This window comes from Neisseria yangbaofengii (assembly GCF_014898075.1).
In the GTDB taxonomy this organism is placed as follows: domain Bacteria; phylum Pseudomonadota; class Gammaproteobacteria; order Burkholderiales; family Neisseriaceae; genus Neisseria; species Neisseria yangbaofengii.
In genome coordinates this window covers 845284-866874 of sequence record NZ_CP062976.1, presented here as the reverse complement: position 1 = coordinate 866874, position 21591 = coordinate 845284, and the positions used below count along the sequence as shown (strand labels likewise).

The 21591-nt window shown below is 51.4% G+C and carries 17 protein-coding genes and 1 pseudogene; 8 read left to right on the top strand and 10 right to left on the bottom strand.

Annotated features, from left to right (window positions below):
• Positions 1-182: 182 nt before the first annotated feature.
• Positions 183-326, bottom strand: a complete 144-nt coding sequence (locus tag H4O27_RS04285) for a hypothetical protein (RefSeq protein WP_165009006.1) — start codon at positions 324-326, stop codon at positions 183-185.
• 16 nt (positions 327-342) lie between these two features.
• Positions 343-537: a Fe-S cluster assembly protein IscX gene (gene iscX, locus H4O27_RS04280; RefSeq protein ID WP_165009008.1), complete on the bottom strand. Its 195-nt coding sequence runs from the start codon at positions 535-537 to the stop codon at positions 343-345.
• A gap of 189 nt (positions 538-726) precedes the next feature.
• Between iscX and H4O27_RS04275 the strand changes: the two genes are divergently transcribed.
• Positions 727-1365: a hypothetical protein gene (locus H4O27_RS04275; RefSeq protein ID WP_165009010.1), complete on the top strand. Its 639-nt coding sequence runs from the start codon at positions 727-729 to the stop codon at positions 1363-1365.
• Positions 1366-1437: 72 nt separating this feature from the next.
• On the opposite strand, the gene fdx is transcribed toward H4O27_RS04275, so the two are convergent.
• From fdx to hscA, 3 genes are all read right to left on the bottom strand, one after another.
• Positions 1438-1779, bottom strand: coding sequence for an ISC system 2Fe-2S type ferredoxin (gene fdx / locus H4O27_RS04270; protein WP_165009012.1), 342 nt, complete (start codon positions 1777-1779; stop codon positions 1438-1440).
• A 545-nt stretch (positions 1780-2324) separates the two neighbouring features.
• Positions 2325-2762: a tetratricopeptide repeat protein gene (locus tag H4O27_RS04265; RefSeq protein WP_165009014.1), complete on the bottom strand. Its 438-nt coding sequence runs from the start codon at positions 2760-2762 to the stop codon at positions 2325-2327.
• A 53-nt stretch (positions 2763-2815) separates the two neighbouring features.
• Positions 2816-4678 (bottom strand): Fe-S protein assembly chaperone HscA, encoded by a 1863-nt coding sequence (gene hscA / locus H4O27_RS04260; protein WP_165009016.1) that lies wholly within the window; start codon positions 4676-4678, stop codon positions 2816-2818.
• A gap of 419 nt (positions 4679-5097) precedes the next feature.
• On the opposite strand from hscA, the gene hpnD reads away from it, so the two are divergent.
• The 3 genes from hpnD (at position 5098) to H4O27_RS04245 (ending at position 8421) form a co-directional block, all read left to right on the top strand.
• Positions 5098-5973: a presqualene diphosphate synthase HpnD gene (hpnD, locus tag H4O27_RS04255; protein WP_165009018.1), complete on the top strand. Its 876-nt coding sequence runs from the start codon at positions 5098-5100 to the stop codon at positions 5971-5973.
• Positions 5974-6310: 337 nt separating this feature from the next.
• Positions 6311-7681, top strand: a complete 1371-nt coding sequence (hpnE, locus tag H4O27_RS04250; protein ID WP_165009021.1) for a hydroxysqualene dehydroxylase HpnE — start codon at positions 6311-6313, stop codon at positions 7679-7681.
• A gap of 74 nt (positions 7682-7755) precedes the next feature.
• Positions 7756-8421, top strand: coding sequence for a glutathione S-transferase (locus H4O27_RS04245; RefSeq protein WP_165009023.1), 666 nt, complete (start codon positions 7756-7758; stop codon positions 8419-8421).
• 123 nt (positions 8422-8544) lie between these two features.
• On the opposite strand, the gene H4O27_RS04240 is transcribed toward H4O27_RS04245, so the two are convergent.
• A complete protein-coding gene (locus H4O27_RS04240; protein ID WP_165009025.1) occupies positions 8545-9405 on the bottom strand; it encodes a strictosidine synthase in 861 nt (286 codons plus the stop codon).
• Positions 9406-9535: 130 nt separating this feature from the next.
• Here H4O27_RS04240 and H4O27_RS04235 point away from each other — a divergent pair, with 130 nt between their 5' ends.
• The 3 genes from H4O27_RS04235 to H4O27_RS04225 all read left to right on the top strand — a co-directional run bounded on the left by H4O27_RS04235 (position 9536) and on the right by H4O27_RS04225 (position 12580).
• A complete protein-coding gene (locus H4O27_RS04235; protein WP_165009027.1) occupies positions 9536-10255 on the top strand; it encodes an SDR family oxidoreductase in 720 nt (239 codons plus the stop codon).
• 114 nt (positions 10256-10369) lie between these two features.
• Positions 10370-11365 (top strand): sulfate adenylyltransferase subunit CysD, encoded by a 996-nt coding sequence (gene cysD, locus H4O27_RS04230; RefSeq protein WP_371870281.1) that lies wholly within the window; start codon positions 10370-10372, stop codon positions 11363-11365.
• 246 nt (positions 11366-11611) lie between these two features.
• Complete coding sequence (locus tag H4O27_RS04225) at positions 11612-12580, top strand: LysR family transcriptional regulator (RefSeq protein WP_206224753.1); 969 nt, start codon at positions 11612-11614, stop codon at positions 12578-12580.
• Positions 12581-12704: 124 nt separating this feature from the next.
• On the opposite strand, the pseudogene H4O27_RS13315 reads toward H4O27_RS04225, so the two are convergent.
• The 4 genes and pseudogenes from H4O27_RS13315 to H4O27_RS04205 all read right to left on the bottom strand — a co-directional run.
• Positions 12705-12878 (bottom strand): annotated as a pseudogene (locus H4O27_RS13315) (Imm8 family immunity protein); the annotation flags it as partial.
• A gap of 179 nt (positions 12879-13057) precedes the next feature.
• Complete coding sequence (locus H4O27_RS04215) at positions 13058-15508, bottom strand: heavy metal translocating P-type ATPase (RefSeq protein WP_165009031.1); 2451 nt, start codon at positions 15506-15508, stop codon at positions 13058-13060.
• 724 nt (positions 15509-16232) lie between these two features.
• Positions 16233-17417 carry a GTPase HflX gene (hflX, locus tag H4O27_RS04210; RefSeq protein ID WP_165009033.1) on the bottom strand — a complete coding sequence of 395 codons (1185 nt, stop codon included), beginning with the start codon at positions 17415-17417 and terminating at the stop codon, positions 16233-16235.
• Positions 17418-17699: 282 nt separating this feature from the next.
• Positions 17700-18548, bottom strand: a complete 849-nt coding sequence (locus H4O27_RS04205) for a phosphatidylserine decarboxylase (RefSeq protein WP_165009035.1) — start codon at positions 18546-18548, stop codon at positions 17700-17702.
• Between the two features lie 164 nt (positions 18549-18712).
• On the opposite strand from H4O27_RS04205, the gene uvrA reads away from it, so the two are divergent.
• Positions 18713-21562 carry an excinuclease ABC subunit UvrA gene (gene uvrA / locus H4O27_RS04200; RefSeq protein WP_165009037.1) on the top strand — a complete coding sequence of 950 codons (2850 nt, stop codon included), beginning with the start codon at positions 18713-18715 and terminating at the stop codon, positions 21560-21562.
• Positions 21563-21591: the final 29 nt, after the last annotated feature.

Sequence of the window (21591 nt, the reverse complement as noted above, 5' to 3'; positions counted from 1 at the left end):
GTATTAGCTTTCAGACGGCCTGTCATCCAATCTTAATCCTGCTTCTGCATTTTCAACCAAAACAATGGCGGCACGAATCAGTAAAGCGTTTACGCTCGGGTGTGATACGGCCATGCCCGGGATGCGCCAACACCTGACAGCTGATTTCACACGGCAAACAAACAGCGGCATCAAAATTGCCCTCATCCTGCTCCATGCTGCAGCGCAACACTGCGCCATCGGCAAAACGGCGGCATTTCATCCAACACACCGTCTGCAATTTTTTCAGACGGCGTGTCTTCTTTGGCAATCTGCCGCGCCGCCCAAACCATGCGCAGCGCGAACATACAGCCTGTAAACCCATTATTCGGCTTCTTCAATCCAAGCCTGTTGCACGGCTTCGAGAATGCGCTCGCCGCAATGTGCCGGTTCGTCATCAAAATCAGGCAAAGCCATAATCAATTCGCGCAAGCGGGTAAAGCGGATGGTTTTCGGGTCGATGTCGCCGTGTGCGTCATACAATTCTTCGGCGATGCGTTGGGTATCGGTCCATTTCATGAGTATTTCCTTTCGATGCGTAGCGGCTTGGGCCGTCTGAAACCATTTTAATGTAAAGCAAACAATTGCCGCGGTCAAATCAGGTTCGGCAATGGCTAATATACTCTAATTTACATTCGGCCATGCAACTAAATCAGCGCAAAATGCTCTTAAATTCTATTTCCAGCAGTAATTAATAAGGAATCGCCGATGAACAATGCGCTGAATGCCAAGCTGTCTAAATTGGTTTACGGCTCCGTGCCCAAAGAGCCTGATTATTTTGCCAAAGCACACCCGCTTGACCGTCTGATTCTGCTCATCCGCCATATCTACCATACCTTGGACGAACAACACGGCCTGACCCAAGTCACTTTGCGCATCCATTGCGGTAGCAAGCAAGGGCAAGTGCGCCTGCAACCGATTCCGCTGAATGCCAATTCGGCCGTGATTCGTTTGAAACGCTGGAATCTCTATCGGCGCATTGCAGAACAAGTGCTCGGCTGCGGCCAAATATCGGTATCATTGGCGAATGTGAAAGTAAAAGGTGCCATTGAGCAAGCTTATTGCGAAGACATTGTGCTGCAAATGATTAATGGCTTTGGTTTGACAGCCGATGAACCAGCGCTTTCCACCCTCCCTGCAAACAATGCCTTTGCCCAATTACCCAACGAATCTTCTGCTTATTCTCTACCGGAAGCGCCAAGCATTATCTCGTCACTCGGTAAGAGTTTAAGCCGGATTAACACCCAACCGAAAACGGAAAACTATGCCGCAGCGCAAGCAAACCTGCCCAAAGCTCAGTCCATTAAGGTTTCCCGTTTCAGCTTTGGCGGTTATAAACAGAAATAATTTTGGTATATTCAATTTCGTGCTCAAGGCCGTCTGAAATCAAATGATGGTTTCAGACGGCCTTTTGGTTAATCAATGATCTTCGCGCGCATGATTAATAGTGTATTTCGGAATTTCCACCACCAAATCCTCATCAGCCACCACCGCTTGGCAGCTCAAGCGCGAATCGGCTTCCAAGCCCCATGCTTGGTCGAGCAAGTCTTCTTCGATTTCAGTCGGCTCTTCCAAACTGTCGAAACCTTTGCGGATAATCACGTGACAAGTGGTGCAGGCGCAGGATTTTTCACAGGCATGATCGACTTCGATGTTGTAATCCAACAAAATGTCCAATACAGTTTTGCCTTCCGGTGCGTTATCGATAACCGCGCCTTCAGGGCACAATGTTGCGTGTGGTAATACGGTAATTTTCGGCATTTTTATGTTCTCGTTGATGTCAATGGTTTGTGTCGGGCATGCGTAACACGATGCCTTTTTGCTTTAAATTGTCCAAGCACTCTTGCAGATAATCCGCACATGCTCGGAGATAAATTGGGTTGCCGGCCGACAATGGCGTGTGATCGGCATAAGGCGGTTCGGTTTGCCGCGATACAGCGGGTCGAACCACGCTTCATCAGGCCGATAACCACCGGTACATTTCCTGCATAATCAGCACATGATACTGAAAAAGCTTATACGGCAGATGGCTAAACACATCATCCGCCGTCGCATGCGGCCGCCCCAACCTGCGCACGCAAAGCAGCACGTTCACGGTATCGGGCCCAAAGCTGCCGGCACGGCAATTGGCCAATTAAAGATTCTGCCACAAGCGCATGATTTTTTTCGTAATCTTTCAGACGGCCTGAAATATTTGCAACCCTAATTTGAGTCAAAAAGCTATGCTCGTCATTCCCGTCTACGCGGGAATGACGGCTTAAAAATTTCAGGAATTTACAAATTTTGCAAAAGTCTCGGCCTAAATATCAGGATATGACAATACTATCCACTTTGGCCGCCAAAAATTGCAGGTATTTTTCATCTTCACCTTCCCACAATTCTTCATCGCCCAAGTCATAGGCCGTCTGTAAGGCTTCGAGCGCGGCTTTTTCTTCGCCCAATTCAAACCGGCTTTGTCCTAAGCGCAGATAGATAAACGGATTATCCAGCGCATTGATGTAGGCCAATGCTTCGGTCAAATTTTTTACGGCTTGGCGGTATTTGCCGTTTAAAAAATGCGTGTCGCCCATCGCGGCCAAAATCCATGTTGCTGCTTCCCACTGTGATTTCGGCTCGGGCAGCAGCCTCCATGCTTCTTTATATTGCTTAACCGCTTCGTCAAACCGGCCTTCATCCGCCAACTCATCGCCTTGATCGCACAATGCGCTGATTCGTTCGTATAAATCTTGATTGAGTGATTCCATATCGGCTTTCTTTTTTCAGACGGCCTTGAAGAAAGAAGGCCGTCTGAAACTGCTTAAATATTGTCCACGCTCTGCCCCATCAGCGCGCGCCGGATGTTGCGGTTCATGCGCTTGGCGGCGAAACCGTCGGTACTGCGGCTCAACGCAGTCACGGCGGTGCGAATCTCATCGGCGCTGCCATTTTGCACATGGTCCTGCAAAGCGGTGATGCCGGCTTCGATTTTGGCCAACTCTTCAGCTTCAAGCAAATCGCTGTCGAGCTCAAGCGCGGCCTTGACGGCATCCATCAGGCTTTCGGCTTCGACTGTGGCTTCGGCGCGCGCACGCGCGGCTTTATCGTCGGCGGCGTTACTCATACCTTCTTTCAGCATTTGCGTGATGGTATCGTCGTCCAAACCGTAAGACGGCTTCACTTCGATTTGCGCGCTTACGCCGACGGTTTGCTCTTGCGCCGATACAGACAGCAAACCATCGGCATCCACTTGGAAAATCACGCGGATACGCGCCGCACCGGCCACCATCGGCGGAATGCCGCGCAAGGTGAATTTTGCCAAGCTGCGGCAATCGGATACCAGCTCGCGTTCACCCTGCACCACATGAATCGTCATCGCGGTTTGGCCGTCTTTAAACGTGGTGAACTCTTGCGCGCGCGCCACCGGCAAGGTGCTGTTGCGCGGAATGATTTTTTCCGCCAAGCCGCCGTAGGTTTCCAAACCGAGCGACAAAGGCGTCACATCGAGCAGCAGCCATTCGCCGTCGGTTTTATTGCCGGCCAACACATTGGCCTGCATCGCCGCGCCCAGCGCCACCACTTCATCAGGATTCAGATTATTCAATGGTGTTTGGCCGAAGAAGGTTGCCACCGCTTGCTGCACGTGCAGCATACGCGTCGAACCGCCCACCATAATCACACCCTTAATATCGGTCTTGGTCACACCTGCATCTTTCAATGCCTGCTTCACCGGTTCGATGGTTTTTTGCACCAAATGCTGTGTCAATTGATGAAACTCTTGGCGCGTAATGGTCACATCAACCTTATGGCCGTCTGAAAGCGTGGCCTGCACGGCCGCGCCGGTTTCGGTGGTCAAGGTTTCTTTGGCTTTGCGGGTCAAGGCCAGCAATAATTGGCTGTCTTGCTCATTGAGTTTCGACAAATCGGCGCGTTCCAAAATATGGCAGAACAAACGATGGTCGAAATCATCGCCGCCTAAAGCGGAATTGCCGCCCGTGGCCTTCACTTGGAACAAACCTTCGGTCAACTGCAACACTGACACATCAAAGGTGCCGCCGCCCAAATCGTACACCACAAACGTGCCTTCCGAGCCGTTGTCCAAACCGTAGGCAATCGCCGCGGCGGTCGGCTCGTTGAGCAGACGCAACACGTTTAATCCGGCCAAACGCGCCGCATCTTTAGTGGCTTGGCGTTGCGCATCGTCAAAATACGCCGGCACAGTAATCACCGCCCCCACCAAATCGCCGCCCAAGCTCTCTTCGGCGTGCGTTTTCAAAACTTTCAGAATTTCCGCCGACACTTCAATCGGCGTTTTCGCACCCTGCCGCGTGTTCAATTCAATCACGCGTTCGTTGTTGCCGAAGCGGTAAGGCAGGTAATGCGTTTCTTTCGATAAGTCGGCCAAAGTGCGGCCGATTAAACGCTTGGCCGAACTGATGGTATTAATCGGATCGATTTTTTGCGCTTTCAGGGCATCCGCGCCGACTTCCACACGGCCGTCTTCGCAATAGCGCACGACAGAAGGAAAAGTTTTGCGGCCGTGCTCGTCAGACAGACAAACAGCGCTGCCGCTACGCACGGTAGCGACCAGGCTGTTGGTGGTGCCGAGATCGATGCCCACGGCCAAACGGTGTTGATGCGGTGCGGCAGACATGCCGGGTTCGGAAATTTGCAAAAGTGCCATGGTTGGTGTGCCTTTTGGTTTTATTGTGTCATCGGCCGTATTCTAACAGATTTGACGCCGATAGTTGAGTGGTTTAGTCGGGAATAATAGCCAATCTCAATGGGCTTTTCAGCCCTGCACGGTATCGAAGGTCGGAACCTTTGGAAAACGCATAGATTTTCAGAAATCTTTAGCCGTCATTCTCGCACGGACGGGGTCCGGACCTACCGGTTTCAGGAATATTGAGCTACGACGGTAATTTTAATTTCCGGATTCCCGCCCGGGAGGGAATGACAAGCATACATCTCCTGATTCAAATTGAATTTGACAAAAATCTCAGGCCGTCTGAAAAACACAATTTTTTCAGACGGCCTTCAGTTCAACCCCAAATCGCTATACAATTCCGTCACAATCATCATAATCGACCCACAGGACACGCCGTGCAACCCATCGAATACTGCCGCCAAAAAGCCGCCGAAAGCGGTTCCAGCTTTTTATCGGGCTTCAAATTCCTGCCCGAACACAGGCGCGATGCAATGACGGCGTTATACGCTTTTTGCCGCGAGCTCGACGATGCAGTCGATGATTGCAGCGACAAAAACATCGCCCAAACCACGCTCAACTGGTGGCGCCTCGACTTGGCGCGCGCCTTTTCAGACGGCCTGCCCGAACACCCGGTCAACCAAGCCTTACAGCCCGTTGCCCGCACCTTCAATCTGCCGCAAAGCGAATTTGTCGAACTCATCGACGGCATGCAGATGGATTTGGATCAAGCCCGCTACGCCACGTTTGAGGAACTCAAACTTTACTGCCGCCGCGCCGCCGGTGTAGTCGGCTGCCTGATTGCCCGCATTTTAGGCTTTACTAACCCACAAACCCTTGATTACGCCGACCAAATGGGCTTGGCGCTGCAACTGACCAACATCATCCGCGATGTCGGCGAAGATGCCCGCAACGGCCGCATCTACCTGCCGATGGAAGAGCTGCAACGCTTCAACGTACCCGCCGCCGCCATCATGCAATATCAGCCCACGCCCGAATTCGGCGAACTTATGGGCTTTCAAATCCAACGCGCGCGCGACACCTACCGCCAAGCCCTCGCCCTATTGCCCGCCGCCGACAAAAAAAACCAAAAAGTCGGCTTGGTGATGGCTGCGATTTATTATGCCTTATTAAACGAAATCGAACGCGACGGCGCACAGAATGTGTTGAAATACAAAATCGCCATTCCTTCACCGAGAAAGAAACGGATTGCGCTGAAAACTTGGGTGTTTGGGTTTAGGATTCGATCAAATGGAAAAGGCCGGATGTTTTAATAAATTGACGTACGTTCATTTCCAAAGCGGTTGATGATTTTTTGTGAGATGTTGAAAACTCGTTAAATTCGGGCTTCATGCCGTCTGGTCAGACCTATTGAAAGTCGGTTAAACCTGCCAATGGGCATTAACGAAGATTTACACCCCCTTGCGTGAAGTGCAATATACAAGGCCGTCTGAACTCTTCAGACGGCATCGGTTTTCTCGAAATACCATACCAACCAAAGCTCCCCCGCGCTACGCAACCCACACTCTTTAATCATTGCTATAATCCCATGACACCGAGTTTTCAGGCTGTCTAAACCCTTCCACCAACCCCAATCAAAAAAGAAAAACCATGTTTCCTAATCAACAGTCCAAACCCAAAATTGCTGTCATCGGTGCCGGATGGGCCGGTTTATCGGCGGCGGTAAAGCTCGTGCACCGTGCAGATGTTGCGCTGTTTGAAGCTGGCAAGCTGGCGGGCGGGCGGGCACGTTCGTTTGGCGGTGATAAGGGCGGTTTTTCGTTTTTGGACAATGGCCAGCACATTATGATTGGGGCGTATCACGGTGTGTTGGCTTTGATGAAGCAAATCGGTGTGCGCGAGCAGAATGCGTTTGTGCGGTTGCCGCTGCAATGGTATCTGCACGACGGTTTGCGTTTTCAGACGGCCTCCCTGCCTGCGCCTTGGCATATTTTGTTTGGCTTACTGCGAGGCAAAAATCTTTCGTTTTCTTATAAAATCAAATTATTACGCGATATGCGCGCGCTGCAAAGCCGCCACCGATCAAACCTGCCCGACACCAGTGTCGGCGCATGGCTGAATCAGCGCGAAACGCCGCGCAAACTGATTGCCCAGTTCTGGCAGCCATTGGTGTGGGGCGCGCTCAATACGCCGCTGGAGCAGGCAAGTTTGAATATTTTGTGTAACGTGCTTTCAGACGGCGTGTGGACAGATAAGGCCGGTAGCGACTATCTGCTGCCGAAAACGGATTTGGGCAACATCATTGCCGAGCCTGCCTTGGCCTTCCTGCGTGAACGCGGCGCGGACATTCACATGGAAACGCGCGTGCCGCGTTTGGAAACCTTACCTAACGGCCAAGTATCGGTCAACAGCGAGACATTTGATGCGGCGATCTTGGCCGTGGCGCCTTATCATGCCGCAGCCTTGTTGCCGTCTGAAACGCCGGATTATATTCAGACGGCCTACCAAAATATCGAATATTGCCCGATTACCACCGTGTATCTGCGCTATAACGAACCGCTCAAGCTGCCTGCGGCGATGACGGGCTTTGCCCAAGGCACGGCGCAATGGCTGATTGCACGCGGTGCGCTCGGTTTGCCGCCTCAGGAAATTGCCGCTGTGGTAAGCGTGTGCGACCGTGTCGGTGCGGTAAAAACAGACGAATGGGCGGCCAAAATCCATGCCGATATCAAACGCGTTTGTCCCGATATCGGCGAACCGGCCGCCTACCGCGTGATTACGGAAAAACGCGCCACCGTCGCCGCCACAGCCAATCGCCGCCTTCCTGATTTGGCTTGGCTGCATCACTGCAAAATCTACCCCTGCGGCGACTACCTGCACCCGCGCTATCCGGCGACGCTGGAAGCGGCGGTTCAATCAGGCGCAGCCGCGGCGGATTTTTGCTTACAAGAATGGACAAACAGCGGCCGTTTTGACGACGGTTTTTCCGATACGCTGTTTTTCCGCAGAGCAAACATTTGATTATCTTCGCCCAAACACTTTCTTTGCATTGAATCATCTTTGATTTTTACTCCATGCCGTCTGAAAGGACACCCATGATTACCCTCCACGCCCTCACCCAATCGCGCGCCTACCGCATCGCTTGGCTGCTCGAATTGCTCAATCTCGATTATCAGGCCAATGTCGTTGCACGCGACGAAGCCACCAAGCTCGCGCCGGAAAGCCTGCGCCAAATCCATCCTTTGGGCAAATCGCCGCTGCTGCAAGACGGTGATTTGACGCTGCCCGAAAGCGGCGCGATCGTGGAATATCTCATTAGCCGCTACGGTAAAGATTCCACGCTCAAACCGGCAACAGACAGCGCGGCTTACCCCGACTACCTGTTTTGGCTGCACTATGCCGAAGGCTCGCTGATGCCGCTGTTGGTGATGTCGCTCGTGTTCCGCAAGATTGATGAAAAACCGATGCCGTTTTTCGCACGCCCGATTGCGCACAAAATCACCGGCGGCGTAAAGGAAAGCTTCCTGCAGCCGCAACTCAAACTACATTTGACCTTTATCGAAGGCCGTCTGAAAAACCAAACTTGGCTCTTGGGCGACACACTCACCGCCGCCGACGTAATGATGAGCTTTCCGCTGCAGGCCGCCCTTGCACGCAGCGCGCTGGATTTGCCGAATATTGCGGCCTATGTGCAGCGGATTGAAACCCATGCTGCTTATCGACGCGCCGAAGCCAAACTCGGGCACTTGAGCCTGTTGTAAAGGTTAGCAAACTGCGATACACTGTTAACATTCTTTAACCGTGCTCACCGGCATCTTTTGGTGAGAAAATCCGCAAATACATTTTGACAATACGCCCCAGATTATTGCTTATTTTTCAAGAGACTAGCGTGCTGGCATTTGCTTTCCATTGTCGATAAATATTAGTGTTTTTTCCAGTTGATAGGCGTGAACTGCTTGGCTGAATTGAGCAAGGCGTTGTGAAATTGGTTTAAGAGCCTCGCTTTCAAAAAACTCAGTCATCGCTTGAGGGCTTTGAAAACCTAAAATTAACGCCGCTTGAAATTGTGCTTCCGGCGGATTGTCGTGTGCCACATTGGGCGAATCCCATTGGGCTTGATTGTATTTGCCATAAACGTGGCTGCGAAGTTCGGTTAAACCGTTAGCATTTAAATTCGCCAGGCTTGGGGCAAGTTCTTGGTTGATAAACTGTTGGAAAAGTGATTCACTGATTCCATCACGCTTGCGAATAAACACCATCACGCGTGTTTGTGTCGGTTGTGCGTTAAGTTGATACCATTTTGAGTTATCAGGCGAAGCTGCATATAACAGCGTGCGTGAAAATAAATTGATTTCATCGGCTTGTGCCAGTCGGCTTTGTTTTTCGCCAAGGGCGATGGCATCATAGCTTTTTAACGTTACATCGGCAACGCCGTCTATTTTTCTGTCCGCAGGAATTTGGGTTTGCACGCCTTCTATCGCAGGCCACAGCCCTGTATTCACTTCCTTAAAATGTAATTGGCGGTATTCGCTCAAACTTGGATTGGCACTAATAATTTTGGCGTGTGGCCCTGCCCATCTGTCCATACTCACTTGGCGTGGTTTATCGGCACGCATCCACAATAAAATAGTTGAAGAGAGCTTGGCTTCGTGATTAACAGACGTTGAAACAGGGAAAACGGCAGGAGCGGCGAAACTGCTTACGCTCAATAATGAACTCAATAATAAAGTGATGATTTTTTTCATAGGTATTCCTTGATGTAACCAAATAGAAAACCAATATTGTATAATATAAAGAAAAGGCCGTCTGAAAACATTTTTATTTACATGTATAAGAAGTTTTCCGGCGGCATCAACCGGAAAACAAGGATATCCGATGCCGACACTCAGCAATAAAACCATCATCGTAACCGGCGCATCTCAAGGTTTGGGCGAACAAGTGGCCAAGGCATATGCCGCTGCAGGCGCTACCGTGATTCTGATTGCGCGCCACCAAAAGCGTTTGGAAAAAGTGTACGACGCGATTGTCGAAGCCGGCCACGCCGAGCCTTACGCCATCTGCTTTGACCTCTTGACCGCCGAAGACAAAGAATTCGACCAATTGGCCGCCACCGTAGCCGAAGCCACCCAAGGCAAACTTGACGGCATCGTGCATTGCGCCAGCTATTTCAACGCTCTGTCGCCATTAGATTTCCAAACCGTGCCGGATTGGATCAAGCAATTCCGCATCAACACCATCGCTCCGATGGGTTTGACCCGCGCCTTTTCGCCCTTGCTGAAAGAATCGCCGGATGCTTCAGTCGTGTTCGTCAGCGAAAGCCACGGCGAAACCCCGCAAGCCTACTGGGGCGGCTTCGGCGCCTCCAAAGCCGCGCTCAACTACTTGGGCAAAGTCATCGCCGACGAATGGGAGCGCTTCCCCAACCTGCGCGCCAATATCTTGGTGCCGGGCCCGATTAACTCGCCGCAACGCATCAAATCCCACCCCGGCGAAGCGCAAAGCGAACGCAAAACCTATGAAGACGTGTTGCCGCAATTCATTTGGTGGGCGAGCGAAGAAAGTAAAGGCCGCAGCGGCGAGATTGTTTATTTGTAAGATTCGGTTTGAACAAAGGCCGTCTGAAACTTATGTTTTCAGACGGCCTTTTTGTGTTTAAGCCAAAGATGCCGTGAAATACCCACTTCAGCAATATAACAAAATCATCTTTATATCAAACAAACCATTCTTTCCCTTTTTCAGACCGTCTGTTTACAGTATGCACTATCAAGCACTACACAAAAGAGAAACCGCATGTCTATCCAAAACCACCATCTCGACTGGCTTGAAGCCGAATCCATCCACATTATCCGCGAAGTCATCGCCGAGGCCAAGAATCCAGCGTTGCTGTTTTCCGGCGGCAAAGATTCTGTTGTGTTGCTGTCGCTGGCGGTAAAGGCGTTTCAAATCGAGGGGCGTCCGCTGAAATTGCCGTTTAAACTGCTGCATGTCGATACCGGCCACAATTATCCCGAAGTGATTCAGTTCCGCGATGAAACCGTAGCGCGCACGGGTGTACAGTTGGTGGTGGGCAGCGTGGAAGAATCCATCCGTAAAGGCACGGTCGTTTTGCGTCGGGAAACCGATTCGCGCAACGCCGCGCAAGCGATTACCTTAGTGGAAACCATTGAAGAACAGGGTTTTGACGCGCTGATGGGCGGCGCACGCCGTGACGAAGAGAAAGCGCGTGCGAAAGAGCGGATTTTCTCGTTCCGAGACGAATTCGGCCAATGGGATCCGAAAAACCAACGCCCTGAATTGTGGTCGCTTTACAATACCCGATTATTCCAAGGCGAAAACATGCGCGTGTTCCCGATTTCCAACTGGACGGAACTCGACATCTGGCAATACATCGCACGCGAAAAACTCGCCCTGCCGCCGATTTACTACACCCACAAACGCGAAGTGGTCGAGCGCGACGGCCTGCTGATTCCGGTAACCCCGCTCACGCCGAAACGCGACGCCGACGTATCCGTGATTCGTGACGTACGCTTCCGCACCGTCGGCGACATTTCCTGCACCGCCCCTGTCGCCAGTACCGCCGCCACACCGGAAGACATCATCGCCGAAACCGCTTCCGCCACCATTTCCGAGCGCAGCGCCACCCGCATGGACGACCGCGTTTCCGAAGCGGCGATGGAAGAGCGCAAAAAAGCAGGCTATTTCTAATTTTTTTCCTCATGAAAGGCCGTCTGAAAACCTGAGACTTTCACAAAACCGGCAGATTTTTAAGAAACCTGCAATCCGTCATTCCGACGTGAGCGGGAACCCGGATTTATCAGTTTCAGAAATATAAAATTAAAGTTCCGGATTCCTGCCCAAGCGGGAATGACGAGCATAGATTTCCTAATTTAAATTGAGTAGCGTAAAAATCTCAGCCTATTTCTTTCAGACGGCCTTAATCACGATTCCACTTTGCCCGTTCAGACGGCCTTTATCCACGCCATGCAAACCATCAAAACCCTAGACCTGAACCTGCTCAAAGCCCTTAACGCCCTGCTTGACGAGCGCAACGTCACCCGCGCCGCCGAGAAGCTTTCCATATCGCAACCGGCCATGAGCGGAATGCTTACCCGCCTGCGCGACAGCTTCAACGACCCGCTGTTTATCCGCACCCAACACGGTATTTTGCCCACCGACCGTGCTTTGGGTTTGGCCATTCCTGTGAAGCAGATTCTCGATCAGGCCCAAGGCTTGTTGACCGAACCCGAATTCGACCCTGCCCGTGCCGAACTCAAAATCAACATCGCCGCCAGCGATTACGCCATGTGCACCATCATCACGCCTTTACTGTCTATACTGCACCACCAAGCGCCCAACATTCAAATCAACGTTGCCTTACTCAATCCGCGCAGCATGCAGGAAGATTTGGAACGCGGCAAGCTCGATTTTGTACTGGCCACGCCCGGACAAGCGCCGGACAATCTGCATGTGCGCATCTTGTTTGACGACCATTACGTCTGCGCCGTGCGCACAGGCCACCCTATTTTGCAGCAAGACCGCCAGCCCGATTTAACTGCATTTCGCATCTTGCAGCATGTTACCGCTTCATCAGAAGACAATGCCTACAACAACACGCCCGCCCGCGTCCTAGACGACCTCGGCCTCAACCGCCGCGTATCGGTGCAAAGCGCATTGGTGCTGCCCGATATCGTGCGCCACAGCAATTTATGCGCCCTCATCCCTTACCGCCTGATTGCCGAACACGCCGATATCAGCCATTTTACGCCGCCGGTCGATATTACCGGATTCAGCAATGCCTTAGTGTGGCACGAACGCACCCACCGCAATCCGGCACACCAATGGCTGCGTGATTTAATGGCAAAAAGCTGCCAGTCAATCGAAGGCCGTCTGAAACCCATTTTTCAGACGGCCTTCGATTGACTTGTTGGGCAAGCGTACGGCAAGTTCTACAAATTTGGATGATAATCTTCAAACGATCAGGAGAAAATTTTAATAAATTTGATAAAGATAAACCCCAAGTCTCTTTTGAAGAGTATAACAAGATTTTGTTGATTTGATTTTTGATGGTTACATAATTAAATTCTTCTATTATTAACGCATTTGACCAAAAAAACCTTCTTTTCTGTAATTCATTATGTGCCATCCATTTAGGAGGACAAACACAGGCTGAAAATATTGATACCCCCAGCTCTCCTTCTATACCGACATCTAAATCTATCCATTGGTGAAAGTTACCGGCAGTTTCGGGGATAAATTCTTCAAAATTCTCATTATATAGGTATTTCTTAAAGTTAATTTAATCATTTTTTATATGCAGATACCCGTTAGTTAAAGGCCGTCGGAAAAAGTTTTAAAAAAGATTTCAGACGGCCTTCAATTCCCCATCGAGCTACAAAACTACTTGCGTTTCAACAACCTTAACGCATTCCCCAACACCAGCAGTGAACTCAAGCTCATGCCCAGCGCGGCAATCCATGGTTTGACATAGCCCAACACCGCCAGCGGCACGGCAATCAGGTTGTAAGCCGTTGCCCAAGTCAGGTTTTGCTGAATGATTTGGCGTGTGCGCCGGGCTTGCTCGATCATCAGCGGCATGATGCGTATATCGTCGTTGAGCAACACCACATCGGCACCGTCGCGCGCCACATCGGCGCCGCCGGCCACCGCCACGGATACATCAGACTGCGCCAACACAGGCGCGTCGTTGATGCCGTCGCCTACCATCAATACTTTATGGCCTTGTTTTTGCAGCGATTCGACATAGTTCAATTTATCTTCCGGCGTGGCTTCGGCTTGATAAGCATCCAAAGCCAAGGTTCGAGCAACATGGGCGACGGCAGCTTTTCTATCACCGCTCAATAAATGCAGGCGGATGCCTTTGGCTTTCAAACCGGCCAACATTTCCGACGCGCCGGCTTTGATTTCGTCTTCCAGTAAAAAGGCCGTCTGAAAGCCGCTTTGGTTGCCGAGAAACACCATGCTGCCGTTGTGTTCGATGTCGGCACCCGGCGGCAATGTGCCGGCGATTTCGGCGACAAATCCGGCACGCCCCAATGCCCAGACTTGTGTTTGTCCGCCAAAGGTAATTTGCGCGCTGACACCGTGGCCTACCCGGTTTACCCGCTGGCCGACATCCAGGCCGTCCGAACACGTTTTATCAGGCGTGTGATTCAAAATCGCGCGCGCAATCGGATGCTCGGATTGCTGTTCCAAAGCTTGTGCGATGGCTAAGCCATCTTCATTATTCAGACGGCCTAAAGCGATGATGCGGCTGACGGATAATTCGCCGCGCGTAAGTGTGCCGGTTTTGTCGAACACCACATCATCAATCTGTCCCAAGGCTTCAAGGGCATTTTTGCCACCAATCAACACGCCGTCTTTGGCGAGCACGCCGGTGGAAGCCGCCAGCGCAGTCGGTGTGGCCAGCGATAAGGCGCACGGACAGGTAATCACCAACAGCGCCACGGTAATCCACAAGGCGGTTTGTGCATCGGCGTATAATGCCCAGCCGATAAATACGGGAACCGCCAAAATCAATTCGGCCGCAACAAAATTAGATGCATATTTTTCGGCCAGCTCAGCCACGCGTGGTTTTTGCGCCAAGGCGCGGTCGAGCAGTTTAACGATGTGTGACAAGCGCGTTTCGCTGCCGACGGTATCGGTGCGGATAATCAGCGGGCCGGCGGCATTGAGCGTACCGGCAATCACTTTATCGCCAACGTGCTTAGCTACGGGCATGCTCTCGCCGGTAAGCATGGCTTCGTTCACTTCGCTTTCGCCCGATAATACCGTGCCGTCGACCGGAATCACTTCGCCCGGCTTCGCCACAATCATTTCGCCGCGCTGCAATTTGGCAACCACGGCTTCCTCGGTTTCATCGCTATTCGGATAATCTTTCAGGCGGTGGCAAAACGCAGGCACAAGTTTTACCAGGCGTTCCGCCGCGTCACCGGCTTTCCGCCGCGCGATTTGTTCCATAAAACGGCCGCCGAGCAGGAAAAACATCAGCATGGCAATCGATTCGAAATACATGCCTTCGCCGGTGCTTTGCACCATGCTGTAAACACCGGCGGCAAACGTCATCAACACCGCAATCGCAACCGGCGTATCCATACCGGCGCGGCGGTTTTTAAAATCACGCAGCGCACCTTTATAAAACGGCACGGCACAATAAAACACCACCGGCAACACCATTAAAAACCCGCCCCAGTGCAGAATTTGCAGATACGGCGGTTCGATGTCGTTGCCGTAGAGATAAGTCGGCAAAGCAAACATCATGGTCTGCATGGCACACATGCCCGCCACCGCCAAGCGCACGATAAATTGCTTGCGCTCTTTATTGGCCGATTCTTCCACTTTTTGCGCATCATAAGGCGACGCGGTATAACCGGTTGACTGTACGCGCAATAAAATATCGGAAAGCGCAACTTGGCCGTTATTCCACGATACGCGCGCGCGGTGGGTGCTGTAATTCAAATCCACGCGTATTACCCCAGGCAGGCGCAGCAATTGCTGCTCAATCAGCCAAACACAAGCCGCACAAGTAATGCCGCCCAGCATCAACACCGCTTCGCGCTCGTCACCCTCGCCCACTTCGACAAATTCGGCCTGCACCTCAGGCAGATCATAGAGCTTGAGTTGCGACAAAATATCCTGCCCGGGCAAAGCGGCTTTTTCCGGATCGGCGGTGCGCTGTTTATAGTAGTTGCCCAAGCCGGCATCAATGATGCTTTGCGCCACCGCCTGACAACCCATACAGCATGTTTCGTGCTCTTCATTGTCATAAATGACGGGTAAATGTATATGCTCGGGGATTTCGAGCCCGCAGTGAAAACAATTTTTCTTCATGATAGTAAATTGCGATTATCGCATTAGCACACAACAATCATACTTTATGGAGTTTATACTTAATATTCTATATCTAAAATTAGTGTTTCATTATTGCATAAACTATTTTCGGACTGCCTGTTTATTCAAAATAAAATAAAAATATTTTTTGATAATAATTTATTTATACTTTTCAACAAACTAACCTTTTATACAAAAATAAAAGGCCGATTAATTTTCCTTTTATCCGTAAATTATTCCGATTATCCGAATGTAAAAATGGAACTTTTTTTAAAATTTTAATACATTTTCAATTGACCTGTGAAAATTTAAATCGCATACTGCACCCATATTCCGCATAAGACGGAAAACAATAAAGCAGAATCATCTGCGCAACAAAATACACATTGACGAAAAATATCTAAATTAACTCACTGGGAATTGTCATGATTGATCGCCTTATGCCTATCTTTGCCGTAATCGGCATCTTATCCAGTACTGTTTACCTCAGCTTGGCCGTTTGGGTCTTGTATGAAAACCTACAGAAAAAACCCAAAAAGCACGTGAACGTGAAGCAGATTACTGCCCACTAACCCGACTTTTTCTCCATCAAATCATTGCGCTTGCATAACAATTTGATCGATGTCTTCCGGCCGTCTGAATTTCATTGGTGAACCCTCCCTGATTTATCTTTGACTTCAGACGGCCGACCTACGCCTACCGGCTTCGTTTATCTTATCTATCTTTAATCTTCGCTATCGCTTTCAGACGGCCTATCCGCCAGTGCATATTCAATCATCACTTCGCGTAAGGCTTCCAACCCCACACTTTTCTCCACTGAAATATTCACCGCCACTGCCTTGCCGCGATGGTCGCGTAACACACCGGCTTTGCGCCCGCCTTTGGGCAGCAAATCGATTTTGTTGTACACCACCAATTGCGGCACTTCATGCGCTTTGATTTCATGCAATACTTCGTTCACATCATCGATTTGGCGTTGAAAATCCGGATTTGATGCGTCCACTACATGCAGCAACACATCCGCCAGCGCGGTTTCTTCCAAAGTAGCGGAAAAAGCCGACACCAACTTGTGAGGTAAATCGCGCACAAAGCCGACCGTATCCGTGAGAATCACACTGGCATCATGCGACAAAAACAAGCGGCGTGCGGTGGTATCGAGCGTGGCGAACAGTTGGTCTTGCGCCAATACGTCTGCTTTGGTCAAACGGTTGAACAGGCTGGATTTTCCGGCGTTGGTGTAGCCGACGATGGCAAAGGTTTTCAGACGGCCTTGCTGACGGGATTTGCGGCGGGTGGCACGCTGTTTTTTCACTTCTTGAAGCTGTTTTTTTAAGGCGGCGATTTTTTGGGCAATCAGGCGGCGGTCGGTTTCCAACTGCGTTTCGCCCGGCCCCTTCATGCCGATACCGCCTTTTTGGCTCTGCAAATGCCCGTAGCCGCGCACCAGCCGTCCGCTCAAATGCGAGAGCTGCGCCAGTTCCACTTGCAGTTTGCCGCCTTCCTGCGACTGCGCCCGTTTGGCAAAAATAGCCAGAATCAGCCCGACCCGATCCAAAACACGGCATTGCAGCGTTTTTTCCAGATTGCGTTCCTGCGTCGGTGTCAGCTCGTGGTTGAACACCGCCAAATCCACATCATGCTGTTTCACCACTGCGGCCAATTCATCAGTTTTACCCGTACCGACAAACAGCGCGGTATGCGCCTTATCGCGTTTGGCTGTTTCCACCTGCACCAAATCGCCGCCGGCCGCCCGCACCAAATCGGCAGCTTCTTCCAAGGCCGTCTGAAAAGACTGCTCGCGCAATTCATTGGTACCGGAATAATCCGCACTCAACATTACCCCGACCAACATCACGCGCTCGGGTTTTTCCAAAGATTTATCAACGGGGAACAAACGGGCTTTACTCAAGAGATTTCCTTTTTTTCAGACGGCCTGAGACCTTAGCAAAACCCCGGATTTGAGTGCAGTTCGAAGTTATAGCAGCGCAGAAAGCGCAGACATATCAAAAAGATAAGCAAGCTTTCGAGCAGCACATAACGAAGAAATGTGCCAAAGATGGGGATTTTGCAAAGGTCTCAGCCTGAATCAAAACACCTATTCTACGTCAAACACGCCAAACGTGCGCTTGTTTCACGCATAAAAAAAGGCTTTCAGACGGCCGCCTGAAAACCTTTTGATCATTTACTGCAATTAAGACTGAACAGCCTTAGCCGCAGCTTCGCGCACTTTGTCCGCCGCTTCTTCAATCGCCGCTTGGCTGACTTCCGTAATATTTTCCGAAGCAGTCATCACCGGTTCGGCAGTTTGCGGGGAAGTTGTTGCCACTGTTTGCAACGCTGCATTTGCGGTATTCACCGGCGCATCGTCAAACGGTTTGGCATCCGGTGACGGAAACGGCAAACGCGCCAAGATAGTGCTTACACCGGTGACTTTGTCGCCGATGGCCACTTCGGCTTTGGCATCCAAAGGCAGGTAAACATCGACGCGCGAACCGAAGCGGATAAAGCCGTAGCGTTCGCCCCGGCTTAATTTGCGGCCGACTTGGGTGTAACACAAAATGCGGCGCGCCACCAAACCGGCCACCTGCACAAAGGTAATTTCACGGCCGGTTGCGGTAGTAACCAACACAGCATTGCGTTCGTTTTCGGTGCTGGCTTTGTCCAAATCCGCATTCAGGAATTTGCCGCGGTTGTATTCGATTGCTTCAACCGTGCCGTCAACCGGCGATTTCTGCGAATGCACGTTGAATACGTTCATAAAAATACTGATTTTCAAGGCTTCAGTTTTGCGGTATGGGTCTTGCGCACGCTCAACCACCACCACGCGGCCGTCAACCGGGCTCAACACCGCATCCGGATCTTGCGGAATGTAGCGCGCCGGGTCGCGGAAAAACTGCAAGGCGAAAATGGTAAACAGCCAAAACGGCAGCGACAACCAGCCGTTGACAGCCGTCACCAACACGCCGGCGATAAAACCGATGGCGATAAACGGCCAACCTTCGCGGGCAATAATCGGGTGCGGATAAGAAGGTTTGTTCATGCAGATTCCTTTATTCTATTCGTAAAGTTTGGGTGATTATAACGGATTATCGGCGTAAATAGTCAGACCGTCTGAAAAAATCGACGGCGCACATCATCAGTTGAACTGACGAAAAGTGCTACAATATCCTATTCTTGATTTTATTTTCAGACGGCCTAGACACTATGTGCAACCATCACCGCAAAAACGCTTCCGACAACGACACGATCCGTATCCGCGGCGCGCGTACCCATAATTTGAAAAATGTCGATTTGGACATTCCCCGCCACAAGCTGGTGGTGATTACCGGCCTTTCCGGCAGCGGCAAGTCTTCGCTGGCGTTTGACACGCTGTATGCCGAGGGGCAGCGCCGCTATGTGGAAAGCCTGTCGGCGTATGCCCGCCAGTTTTTGCAGATGATGGACAAACCCGATGTGGATTTAATCGAAGGGCTGTCGCCGGCGATTTCCATCGAACAGAAATCCACCAGCCACAACCCCCGTTCAACGGTCGGCACGGTTACCGAAATCCACGATTATCTGCGCTTGCTTTATGCCCGTGTCGGTACGCCTTATTGTCCCGAACACAACCGGCCGCTTTCCAGCCAAACCGTTTCGCAGATGGTGGATACGGTGTTGCAGTTGCCCGAAGACACCCGTATGATGATTCTTGCACCGGCGGTGCGGGAACGCAAAGGCGAGTTTGTCGAATTTTTTGCCGATTTGCAGGCGCAGGGTTTTGCGCGGGTGCGGGTGGACGGCGAAGTTTATACTTTGGACGAAGTGCCGAAGCTGGAAAAAAACATCAAGCATAATATCGATGTGGTGATTGACCGCATTAAAATCAAAGCCGATATCCAGCAGCGTTTGGCGGAAAGTTTTGAAACGGCGCTGCGTTTCGGCAACGACCGTGCGCTGGCCTTGGAAATGGATTCGGGCAAAGAACACTGGTTTTCCGCCAAATTCGCCTGTCCGGTCTGCTCATACAGTTTGCAGGAATTAGAACCCCGCCTGTTTTCGTTTAACAATCCTATGGGTTCATGCCCGACTTGCGACGGCTTGGGCAGCATGAATTTCTTCGATCCGAAACTGGTGGTGATGCACCCCGAATTGTCCTTGGCCGCCGGTGCCGTCAAAGGTTGGGACAAGCGCAACACTTTTTATTTTCAAATGATTCAGTCGCTGGCAAAACATTACGGCTTTGATGTGGATACGCCGTTTGAAGATTTGCCGAAGAAAATCCAAAATATCATTCTCAACGGTTCGGGCAAAGAAGTGATTGCCTTTACCTATTTGAGCGAGCGGGGCGGCACGTTCCAGCGGGAACACGCATTCGAAGGCATTTTGCCGAATTTGGAACGCCGCTATCGGGAAACCGATTCGCCGACCGTGCGTGAAGAATTATCGCAATACCAAAGCCATCGGGCTTGTCCGAGCTGCGGCGGCGCACGCTTGCGCAAAGAAGCCCGTTATGTTTATGTCGGCAAACAACCGCTGCACGAAATTTCTTCGTGGCCGTTGAACAAAACTTTAAATTTCTTTGAACATCTGGAATTAAGCGACAACAAACAGCAAATTGCAGAAAAAATCCTGAAAGAAATCACCGAGCGTTTGGGCTTTCTGATTAACGTCGGCTTGGATTACCTTAATCTTTCCCGCTCCGCCGAAACCCTGTCCGGCGGCGAAGCCCAACGTATCCGCCTTGCCAGCCAAATCGGCAGCGGCTTGACCGGCGTGATGTATGTGTTGGACGAACCTTCCATCGGCCTGCACCAGCGGGACAACGACCGCCTGCTCGCTACCCTCAAACGCCTGCGGGATTTGGGCAACAGTGTGATTGTGGTCGAACACGACGAAGATGCCATTCGGGAAGCCGATTTTGTGGTTGATATGGGCCCCGGAGCAGGGGAACACGGCGGTACGGTGCTGATTGCCGACACGCCCGCCAAAGTCGCAGATTGCCCGGATTCCGTAACCGGACAATACCTAAGCGGCCGGAAAGCCATTCAAGTGCCGTCTGAAAGAACGCCGGTCAATCCCGACAGAATGCTGGTGTTGAAAGGTGCCGGCGGCAACAACCTGAAAAACGTTACCCTAGAATTACCGTTGGGGCTGATTACCTGCATTACCGGCGTATCCGGCAGCGGAAAATCCACCCTGATTAACGACACCCTTGCCAAAATCACCGCACGGGAACTCAACCGGGCCCAGCAGGAACCGGCACCTTACGAAGAAATCCACGGTTTGGAACACCTCGACAAAGTCATCAATGTCGATCAATCGCCCATCGGCCGTACCCCCCGTTCCAACCCCGCCACCTACACCGGCCTGTTTACCCCGATTCGGGAACTCTTCGCCGGCGTACCCGTATCACGGGAGCGGGGCTACAACGTCGGCCGTTTCTCATTCAACGTCAAAGGCGGCCGCTGCGAAGCCTGTCAAGGCGACGGCGTGATTAAAGTCGAGATGCACTTTTTGCCCGACGTGTATGTTCCCTGCGAAGTCTGCCACGGCAAACGCTACAATCGGGAAACGCTGGAAGTGCAATACAAAGGCAAAAACATCAGCGAAGTCCTGGACTTAACCGTCGAAGAAGCACGGGAATTTTTCGATGCCGTCCCTACCGTCGCCCGCAAGCTGCAAACCCTGATGGATGTCGGACTCGGCTATATCCGTCTCGGCCAATCCGCCACCACCCTGTCCGGCGGCGAAGCCCAACGGGTCAAACTCGCCTTGGAATTATCCAAACGGGACACCGGCCGCACCTTATACATTTTGGACGAACCCACCACCGGCCTGCATTTTGCCGACATCGCTTTATTGTTAGAAGTCATAGGCCGTCTGAAAGGCAAAGGCAACTCGATTGTCATCATCGAACACAACCTTGATGTGATTAAAACCGCCGATTATATTGTCGATTTAGGACCGGAAGGCGGCGACGGCGGCGGTAGGATTATTGCCAAAGGAACGCCGGAAGAAGTGGTAAAGGTTGAGGGGAGTTATACCGGGAAGTATTTGAAACCGATGTTGCGCTAAGGTAAAGCAAAATCATAGCCCGCAAAACT

Coding starts and splice junctions, on each gene's coding strand:
- H4O27_RS04285 (WP_165009006.1), bottom strand. CDS start 326: ATGTTCGCGCTGCGCATGGTTTGGGCGGCGCGGCAGATTGCCAAAGAA.
- iscX (WP_165009008.1), bottom strand. CDS start 537: ATGAAATGGACCGATACCCAACGCATCGCCGAAGAATTGTATGACGCA.
- H4O27_RS04275 (WP_165009010.1), top strand. CDS start 727: ATGAACAATGCGCTGAATGCCAAGCTGTCTAAATTGGTTTACGGCTCC.
- fdx (WP_165009012.1), bottom strand. CDS start 1,779: ATGCCGAAAATTACCGTATTACCACACGCAACATTGTGCCCTGAAGGC.
- H4O27_RS04265 (WP_165009014.1), bottom strand. CDS start 2,762: ATGGAATCACTCAATCAAGATTTATACGAACGAATCAGCGCATTGTGC.
- hscA (WP_165009016.1), bottom strand. CDS start 4,678: ATGGCACTTTTGCAAATTTCCGAACCCGGCATGTCTGCCGCACCGCAT.
- hpnE (WP_165009021.1), top strand. CDS start 6,311: ATGTTTCCTAATCAACAGTCCAAACCCAAAATTGCTGTCATCGGTGCC.
- H4O27_RS04245 (WP_165009023.1), top strand. CDS start 7,756: ATGATTACCCTCCACGCCCTCACCCAATCGCGCGCCTACCGCATCGCT.
- H4O27_RS04240 (WP_165009025.1), bottom strand. CDS start 9,405: ATGAAAAAAATCATCACTTTATTATTGAGTTCATTATTGAGCGTAAGC.
- H4O27_RS04235 (WP_165009027.1), top strand. CDS start 9,536: ATGCCGACACTCAGCAATAAAACCATCATCGTAACCGGCGCATCTCAA.
- H4O27_RS04215 (WP_165009031.1), bottom strand. CDS start 15,508: ATGAAGAAAAATTGTTTTCACTGCGGGCTCGAAATCCCCGAGCATATA.
- H4O27_RS04205 (WP_165009035.1), bottom strand. CDS start 18,548: ATGAACAAACCTTCTTATCCGCACCCGATTATTGCCCGCGAAGGTTGG.
- uvrA (WP_165009037.1), top strand. CDS start 18,713: ATGTGCAACCATCACCGCAAAAACGCTTCCGACAACGACACGATCCGT.